Origin of the sequence: Nonomuraea lactucae, assembly GCF_003313395.1 — a bacterium.
In the GTDB taxonomy this organism is placed as follows: domain Bacteria; phylum Actinomycetota; class Actinomycetes; order Streptosporangiales; family Streptosporangiaceae; genus Nonomuraea; species Nonomuraea lactucae.
The window spans coordinates 1-8,048 of record NZ_QNFZ01000915.1 but is presented as its reverse complement, the minus strand read 5'-3'; the positions used below and the strand labels follow the sequence as shown (position 1 = coordinate 8,048).

The window sequence follows — 8,048 nt, the reverse complement described above, 5'->3', positions numbered from 1 at the left end:
CGGCCCGCGTGGGCGCCGTCGACCCGGAGCCCGAGCACGCGGCGAGCCCGGCCGCCCCGGCCAGCAGGGTGACGGCGAGCGCCAGCGCCTCGAGCCGACCAGATGCACGCACCTCGCCATGTTATTCGGGCGCGCGAGGGTCGCGTACCCTTGGGAGACGTGGCAGTCATCGATCCCGCAGAAGAGATCAACGAGCTCGCGGGCACGCTCCGTAGCATCCAGGACGTGCTCGACCTCGACGCTATGCGCAAGCAGATCGAGGATCTGGAGCAGCAGGTTGCCGCCCCGGATCTGTGGGACGACCCCGACCAGGCGCAGAAGGTCACCAGCCGGCTCTCCCACCTCCAGGGCGAGCTCAACCGGGTCGAGGGCCTGGTCCGCCGCCTCGACGACCTGACGGTCCTCTACGAGCTCGCGGCCGAGGAGGGCGACGACGACACCAAGGCCGAGGCCGACAAGGAGCTGTCCTCGCTCCGCTCCGACATCGGCGCGCTTGAGGTCCGCACCCTGCTGTCCGGGGAGTACGACTCGCGCGAGGCCCTCCTGACGATCAACTCCCAGGCCGGAGGCGTCGACGCCGCCGACTGGGCAGAGATGCTGCTGCGGATGTACATCCGCTGGGCCGAGCGCAAGGGCTACCCCACAGAGGTCTACGAGACCTCCTACGCCGAGGAGGCCGGCATCAAGTCGGCCACGTTCACCGTCAAGGCCCCCTACGCCTACGGCACGCTGCGCGGCGAGCACGGCACCCACCGCCTGGTGCGCATCAGCCCGTTCGACAACCAGGGCCGCCGTCAGACCTCGTTCGCGGGCGTCGACGTCGTCCCGGTCGTCGAGCAGACCGACCACATCGACATCAACGAGGACGAGATCCGCGTCGACGTCTACCGCTCCTCCGGCCCCGGCGGCCAGGGCGTCAACACCACCGACTCGGCGGTGCGCATCACCCACCTGCCCTCCGGCATCGTGGTCTCCTGCCAGAACGAGCGCTCGCAGCTGCAGAACCGCGCGACGGCGATGGCCGTCCTCCAGGCCAAGCTGCTGGAGCGCAAGCGTCAGGAGGAGGCCGAGAAGATGTCGGAGCTGCGCGGCGCCACGACCACGTCATGGGGCACGCAGATCCGCAACTACGTGCTGCACCCCTACCAGATCGTCAAGGATCTGCGCACGGGCACGGAGGCGGGCAACCCGTCGGCCGTGCTCGACGGCGACCTCGACGGCTTCATCGAGTCCGAGATCCGCTGGATGCGCAGGCAGGAGTCAGAGACCGCTTAGGTGCCTGATCACCAGGGCCGCGAAGAGCAGCACGACCAGCAGGACGATGATGAGGGCGGGTGACAGCCCGGCGAAGCCGTGGCTGTGCATCCGCTCGCGGTTGGCGCGGCAGAGGGCGCAGCGACCCTCAATCACGGGGTGGGCACACTGCGCGCATACGAGGTGTTCGCAACTCATGGCAGCCCCAAGTCTAGCCGCACAATCGTTTTGTTTCCGTTATGGACGTTCCATGCCAGTCTTCCCCCTAGACTGTGCTCTGGCCAATCGGAACGTCGATCATCGGTAAAGAAAGGCGTCCCCGATAGGTGAGCGGCGGGAAGTGGGCATGTGCCACCCTCGCTTCCGTCCTGACCCCTAGACTGGCATGCCGTGATGCTCTCGTGATCCATTTCGATAATGTCACCAAGGTCTACGCGAACCAGAACCGGCCCGCGCTTGACCACGTCTCCGTTGACGTGGACAAGGGCGAGTTCGTGTTCCTCGTCGGTCCGTCAGGATCCGGCAAGTCCACCTTCCTCCGCCTGATCCTCAAGGAGGAGCGGCCCAACTCCGGCGCGATCCACGTCGCCGGCAAGGACCTGGCCCGCCTGTCCAACTTCAAGGTGCCGCACCTGCGCCGCCGCATCGGCTGCGTGTTCCAGGACTTCAGGCTCCTGCCGAACAAGAACGTCTACGAGAACGTGGCGTTCGCCCTCGAGGTCATCGGCAAGCCCCGGCGCTTCATCCGCAAGGTGGTGCCCGAGGTGATCGAGCTGGTCGGCCTGGAGGGCAAGGCGCACCGCATGCCCGACGAGCTGTCCGGCGGCGAGCAGCAGCGCGTCGCCATGGCCCGCGCGTTCGTCAACCGGCCCATGATCCTGCTGGCCGACGAGCCCACGGGCAACATCGACCCCGCAACGAGCATCGGCATCATGAAGGTGCTCGACCGGATCAACAGGACCGGCACTACTGTCGTCATGGCCACGCACGACGCGGCCATCGTCGACTCCATGCGCAAACGTGTCGTGGAGCTGGAGGACGGCAAGATCGTCCGCGACCAGTCGCGTGGCGTGTACGGCCAGGCGTACTGACAGGGAGCAGCAGGCATACCATGAGGGCCAATTTCATCTTCTCCGAGGTCTGGATCGGCCTCCGTCGCAACCTCACCATGACACTCGCGGTGATCCTCACCGTGGCGGTGGGCATGGCGATGCTGGGCGTCGGCCTGATGATCAACGCCCAGGTCTCCATGATGAAGGACTTCTGGTACGACAAGGTCGAGATCTCGGTCTTCCTCTGCAACAAGAACAGCGCCCTGGAGACGTGCAAGGGCAAGGCCGTCACCGCCCAGCAGACGAAGGACCTGGAGGCCCGGCTGAAGGCCGTTCCGGGGGTCGAGCAGGTCATCTTCGAGGACCAGGCCACGGCGTTCCGCAACTTCCAGGAGTCGCTGTCCAACGGCAACGTGCTCAAGCAGGCGGCCAAGGTCGAGGACATGCCGACGTCCTTCCGGATCAAGCTCACCGACCCCGACAACTACCAGCCCGTCGTACAGGCCGCGGAGGGCCAGCCGGGCGTCGCGTCGGTGACCAACCAGAAGGAGATGATCGGCAACTTCTTCGCCATGCTCGACAAGCTCCGGTACGCCGCCCTCATCGTGGCGATCGCCCTGGTGATCGCCGCGGCCCTGCTCATCGGCAACACGGTCCGGCTGTCGGCCTACAACCGGCGTCGCGAGACCGGCATCATGCGGCTGGTGGGCGCTTCCAACATCTACATCCAGCTGCCCTTCGTCATGGAGGGCGTGATCGCCGGGTTGATCGGCGGCGTGGGGGCCGCGGTCATGCTGATCCTGGCGAAGGTCTTCCTGTTCGACGGGCTGGCCGGCTACTTCGCGGGCAGGGGCACGCTCGGCTGGGACGCGGTGGCCGAGGCGATCACCTACACCATGATGATCGGCGTGTTCATCTGTGTGCTCGCGTCGTTCATCACGCTCCGCCGCTACCTCAGGGTGTGATGGACGCCGGTAAGGTCGAGGCATGCCACGTGAGACGGGGCGGAAAGTGATCGCCCAGAACAAGCGTGCTCGGCACGACTACCATGTCGAGGACACCTTCGAGGCGGGCCTGGTGCTGCAGGGCACCGAGGTCAAGTCCCTGCGCGAGGGGCGCGCCTCGCTCGTCGACGGCTACGCCACGATCGACGGTGGCGAAGCGTGGCTGTTCAACGTGCACATCCCCGAATACAGCCAGGGCACGTGGACCAACCACGCCGCCCGCCGCAAGCGCAAGCTGCTGCTGCACCGCAAGGAGATCGACAAGCTCGCCGCCAAGACCAAGGAGGGCGGGCTGACGATCGTGCCGCTGCAGCTCTACTTCAAGGACGGCAGGGCCAAGGTCGAGATCGGCATCGCGCGCGGCAAGAAGGACTGGGACAAGCGGCAGTCGCTGGCGGAGCAGCAGGCCAAGCGGGAGATGGCCCGGGCACTGCGACACCGCAACAGATGAGCCGATTCCGCCCGCCGATGAGCCACCTGTCCCAGATGGGCCGCATGTCCCAGATGAGCCGCCAGTCCGAGATCGGCCAGTTCGAGACCGGCCGCCAGTCCAAGATCGGCCTCCTGTCCCGGCCGACGGGGCGTACGCGTCGCGTGCTTGCCGCGACCGTCACGCTGGCGGTCGCGTGCACCACGCTGACCGGGTGCTTCGACGAGTCGTCGCCGCACGACGCGGTGCGCGACTTCCTCGTGGGCTGGCAGTCGGGAGACTACGACCTCGCCGCCGCCCGCACCGACGGTGACCTCGCTACCGTGCGCAAGGCGCTGGCCGGCGTCAAGCTGGAGCTCGACGCCGCCTCGTTCCGCTTCAGGATCAAGAGCATCGGGCTGGACGGCGACGCCTCGCGGGCCGACTTCCGGGCCGAGGTGGACCTCGGCGAGAACAACCCCCTCTGGGTCTACGACGGCGCTCTGCCGCTGCATCTGGTCGACGGGGTGTGGAAGGTGCGCTGGTCGCCCTCGGTGCTCCACCCGCAGCTCAAGGAGGGCCAGCGGTTCGCGGTGGACCTACGGCCGACGCCCCGCCAGCCCGTGGTCGACAAGGCCGGCGACCAGTTGCAGAGCCCGCAGTTCCTCTACGTGGCCGGAGTGGTCCCGGCCCAGCTCGGCGCGCAGGCCGAGCAGGTGGTCGAGCAGTTCTCCGAGATCACCCGCTTCCCCCAGGACCGGCTGCTCAGCCGCATCATGTCCTCGCCGCCGGGGCGTTTCGTCCCGCTGGCCCACTTCGGCCGTACGCGCTACCAGTCGATAGCGGACAAGCTCAAGGCGATCCCCCAGATCACGGTCGACACGCAGCCGCAGCCGTTCGCCGCCAAGGAGCCGAAGGACCTCGTCGGCAAGGTGAGCGCGCTCACCCCGGAGACCGAGCAGAAGCTCGGCGGCCCGCAGCGCGCGGGCGACTCGGTGGGGCAGAGCGGCCTGCAGAAGGCCTACCAGGACAAGCTGACCGGGTCCACGCAGACCCGGGTGGTCATCCTCGACCAGGGCGGCACGGAGGTGGCGCTGCTGAAGGAGTGGTCGGGGCGGAAGAACCAGTCGGTCAAAACCACGATCGACAGCGCCATCCAGGGCGCCGCCGAGAGGGCGGTGGCCGACACCGAGACGAGCGCGCTCGTGGCGGTCGACAAGACGACGGGCGAGATCCGCGCGGTCGCGACCAGGGGCCTGCACCAGGAGAAGGACGCCCTGGCCGGCAAGTTCCCGGCCGGCACCACGTTCTCCATCGTGGCCGCGGACGCGCTGGTCAAGGCCGGGGTCAGCACGAAGCTGAAGCTGTCCTGCCCGGCCGAGCGCACGGTGGGCGGGGCGAGGTTCGTCGAGGCCGGGCAGGTGGCGGGCCAGGCGGGCGGCTCCTCGCCGACCTTCAAGGACAACTTCGCGAAGGGCTGCGTCACCGCCCTGGCCTCACTCGCTCGCCGCGTCGACGCCGCCGGGCTGGCCAGGAGCGCCAAGCTGTTCGGCATCGGTCAGCCGTGGCGGCTGCCGCTCAAGTCGTTCAGCGGCTCGATGCCCGCGCTGAGCAGCGACGCCGACAAGGCCAGGGCCATCGCCGGCCAGAACGTCCAGGTGAGCCCGCTGTCCATGGCCCTGATCGCGGGTGCCGTCGGGTCCGGCACCTGGCGCCCGCCCGTCCTGGTGACCGACCCGAAGACACTCGGCACCACGGCCGACACCGTGGCGGCGCCGCAGCTCCAGCCGGTGCCCATCGATCCCAAGGTCCGCACTGCGCTGACCGCCATGATGAAGGCCGGCACCGCCGGCACGCCCGCCCAGGGGGGCCGCGGCCAGGTCTACGGCGTGGCGGCCCCCGCGGGCGACGAGGGCAGCCGGCAGCGGTGGTTCGTCGGCTGGCAGGGCGACGTGGCGATCGCCGTGCTCGCCAGGAACTACGACCCGGCGGCCGTGGCCGGCGCCTTCTTCATGGGACTCCATGACGGTGTGTGAATACTTCGTCGCGTAGAGCAACCGTTTCGGCATCCGGCTGCGTCTTACTGAGTGACTGGGCCCGCTCGGGGGGTTGCGGTCCCAGTCGCCGCGATGAGACCAGGACTTCATCTCGGGGGAAGTCCTGCCGTCGGACCGGCTCGACCCTGCCGGTCGGCCCCCGGGAACGCGAGCATCGAGCCGCGTTCCCGGGGGTTTCGCCATGTCGTCACGTGGAATCAAGTTGGCGTGGCAGGCGTTGTCAGATGTAAGGTCTTGTTGCTCGGCCCTCCGGGGCCGTGTTGACAACTGCACAGGGGGTGACTGGCTTCGACTTTGATCTTGCAAGCCAGGTGAAGCGGGCCGAGGACTGCGGACATAACCTCGTTAATCCTGTGACCGCGAACAATAAGTGCCAATAACAAGCACGCTGAGGTCGGCCAGGGCAACCTGGCCCTCGCTGCCTAAGTAGCGAACCTCTGCCAGCCCGAGAGTGCCTTCGGCTCGGTGTCTGGCATCGTTAGAAGGCTCCACCGATCGACCCGGCCACGGGGGAGATCGGGAAAACTCACTGTGGCTGAGCCCGTCGGCGACTCGCCTGCGTGATCGCCGGGGCTGAGAAAAGCACAGCAGGCTGCGCCCGGAGAAGCCCTGACTTGGGGTTGAAGGACGCGGGTTCGATTCCCGCCACCTCCACCAGTGTCAGAAACGGCGGTGTCCTCATGGACACCGCCGTTTTTGGCGGTCTGGGGGCGCTCGCGCCAGCACCGGGAAGTGCCGGAAGCGCGGTTACCGGCCCCCTGTCCGGTGTCGGCCGTGGACAGTTGTTGGGCGCTGAATGGACATGACTTTGAGTACGGGCAGCGCGGTCGCTGCGGCTACGGCAGTGCAGTCGCCGACGGCGGCAAGCTCTACGGCGTTGGTGTACAGCTTGAGAGTCAGCTTCCACCTGCCGACCGGAGGGGGAGACGCGCAGATCTGCCTCCACAGCGCCACCACTGACAGGGAGGGTGGACGTGAGTGTACTAAGTTTCGCGAGTCTGTGCCGGCGACAAAAACGGACGCGGTGAAGGTTCCGTACAAGTCCGGCGACCGCATCTATATCGACTTCAACCGAGGAGCGACACTGAGTGATCACAAAGTACCTCGCGGACGCGGAAATCTACTGCTACAGGAATGTGGCGGCCTTCCATGCCGGTGAAAAGTACCAGCGGATCTTCGGCTGACAGGGACGTGCAAGACATCAGATGTCGGTGACCAGCTTGATGGGCTGCCTCGTCAAGACGGCTATGGTCAAGAAGTCGCGGTCGTCGCACAGCACCGTGAGGTTTTCCCGTTCTGCGGTGGCGGCGATGAGCAGGTCGGCCGGTCCGGCCGACCTGTGCTGGCCGGTCTCGGTGAGTAGCTGCTGCACCTCGGCCGCACGCTGCCAGGCGTGTTCACTCATCGGTACGCAGCCGAACAGATCGTGGAGCAGACGCACTTTCTCCAAGCGGTCGGCAAGCGATCTCGCGGAGAAGAGAAACTCCAATTCGACGACCGGACAGGTTGCGATGACACCGGCGGCAAGCTGATCAGACCATGCCTGCCGTAGTTTGGGCTCCTGCAAGATCCGGAACATGCCGGAAGTGTCGATGAGATACAGGGCGGGTGTCACCGCCGGTAGGCCGCCTTGTTGCCGACGAACTCATCGAAGTCTCCGCGGTCAGCCATCTCGCCCAGCGCGGCCAGGGCTCGCAGTCGCACCAACCGCTGCCCCACCTCGCGGAGGGCCGCGTTGACCGTGTCCTTCTTCGTCTTGGTGCCGAGAACTTCGGCAGCTATCGCCAGGGCCTCCTGGTCGATCTCGATCGGGGTCTTCACCATGGTCATGGGATCACCGTCCTCCGCGCGCACAGAGTATCACGGGTATCCATTCTGGATGTCCTGGATATCTTCACGTTCGCCGGTCCTCCCGAAGAGCGGTTCGTCGCGCCCGACCCGGTCAAGCTCGGTCCACTCCCTTGAAGCGTCCGATCATCCGACGCACCGTCAGCCGACGGTGAAGCTGACGTCGCCGTCGGAGAAGTAGAGGAAGTCGCCCTGGCCGCCCACTGACGCGTCCGACCAGTCCGAGTGGACCGACCAGGCGTCGCCGTCCCCACCGGCACCGGTGCCGGGGTCCTGGGTCTCGCCGGTGGGGGACGCGTCGGTGTCCGTCCAGTCGCCGTTCCCGGTGTCGCTCCAGCCGTCGTTCCAGCTGGTGTCGCCCCAGCCGGTCTCGTCGGGCCGGCCACTGTCGGCGGCGGCCAGGCCGGCCGCGGCAAGGGCCGCG

At 67.3% G+C, this 8,048-nt stretch carries 9 protein-coding genes and 1 other RNA gene; 6 read left to right on the top strand and 4 right to left on the bottom strand.

The genetic code is table 11. The features are described from left to right. Nucleotides 1-159: 159 nt before the first annotated feature. Entirely contained in the window at nt 160-1,275 is a 1,116-nt protein-coding gene (gene prfB / locus DQW85_RS31705; RefSeq protein WP_113703466.1) for a peptide chain release factor 2, read from the top strand. Here prfB and DQW85_RS31700 read toward each other — a convergent pair. After that, nucleotides 1,261-1,410, bottom strand: coding sequence for a hypothetical protein (locus tag DQW85_RS31700; protein WP_240197547.1), 150 nt, complete (start codon nt 1,408-1,410; stop codon nt 1,261-1,263). The two genes, prfB and DQW85_RS31700, sit on opposite strands and share 15 nt — an antisense overlap. Nucleotides 1,411-1,655: 245 nt before the next feature. Between DQW85_RS31700 and ftsE the strand changes: the two genes are divergently transcribed. The 5 genes from ftsE to ssrA all read left to right on the top strand — a co-directional run bounded on the left by ftsE (nt 1,656) and on the right by ssrA (nt 6,433). Further along, entirely contained in the window at nt 1,656-2,345 is a 690-nt protein-coding gene (gene ftsE, locus DQW85_RS31695) for a cell division ATP-binding protein FtsE (RefSeq protein WP_091079803.1), read from the top strand. 20 nt (nt 2,346-2,365) lie between these two features. Continuing rightward, nucleotides 2,366-3,271, top strand: coding sequence for a permease-like cell division protein FtsX (gene ftsX, locus DQW85_RS31690; RefSeq protein ID WP_113703464.1), 906 nt, complete (start codon nt 2,366-2,368; stop codon nt 3,269-3,271). 22 nt (nt 3,272-3,293) lie between these two features. After that, nucleotides 3,294-3,761, top strand: coding sequence for an SsrA-binding protein SmpB (gene smpB / locus DQW85_RS31685; protein ID WP_113703463.1), 468 nt, complete (start codon nt 3,294-3,296; stop codon nt 3,759-3,761). Continuing rightward, nucleotides 3,758-5,755, top strand: coding sequence for a penicillin-binding transpeptidase domain-containing protein (locus DQW85_RS31680; protein ID WP_240197546.1), 1,998 nt, complete (start codon nt 3,758-3,760; stop codon nt 5,753-5,755). Before smpB ends, DQW85_RS31680 begins: the two co-directional genes overlap by 4 nt. Nucleotides 5,756-6,050: 295 nt before the next feature. Continuing rightward, nucleotides 6,051-6,433: a transfer-messenger RNA gene (gene ssrA, locus DQW85_RS31675) on the top strand. Between the two features lie 544 nt (nt 6,434-6,977). Here the strand turns inward: ssrA and DQW85_RS31670 are convergent. The 3 genes from DQW85_RS31670 to DQW85_RS31660 all read right to left on the bottom strand — a co-directional run. Further along, complete coding sequence (locus DQW85_RS31670; protein ID WP_113703462.1) at nt 6,978-7,391, bottom strand: PIN domain nuclease; 414 nt, start codon at nt 7,389-7,391, stop codon at nt 6,978-6,980. After that, nucleotides 7,388-7,606 carry a type II toxin-antitoxin system VapB family antitoxin gene (locus tag DQW85_RS31665; protein ID WP_240197545.1) on the bottom strand — a complete coding sequence of 73 codons (219 nt, stop codon included), beginning with the start codon at nt 7,604-7,606 and terminating at the stop codon, nt 7,388-7,390. The genes DQW85_RS31670 and DQW85_RS31665 overlap by 4 nt, the downstream gene beginning before the upstream one ends. Nucleotides 7,607-7,765: 159 nt before the next feature. Further along, nucleotides 7,766-8,048 (bottom strand): hypothetical protein (locus tag DQW85_RS31660; protein ID WP_205315561.1); only part of this gene is annotated, 283 nt, incomplete at its 5' end.

Coding starts and splice junctions, on each gene's coding strand:
- ftsX (WP_113703464.1), top strand. CDS start 2,366: ATGAGGGCCAATTTCATCTTCTCCGAGGTCTGGATCGGCCTCCGTCGC.
- smpB (WP_113703463.1), top strand. CDS start 3,294: ATGCCACGTGAGACGGGGCGGAAAGTGATCGCCCAGAACAAGCGTGCT.
- DQW85_RS31680 (WP_240197546.1), top strand. CDS start 3,758: ATGAGCCGATTCCGCCCGCCGATGAGCCACCTGTCCCAGATGGGCCGC.
- DQW85_RS31665 (WP_240197545.1), bottom strand. CDS start 7,606: ATGACCATGGTGAAGACCCCGATCGAGATCGACCAGGAGGCCCTGGCG.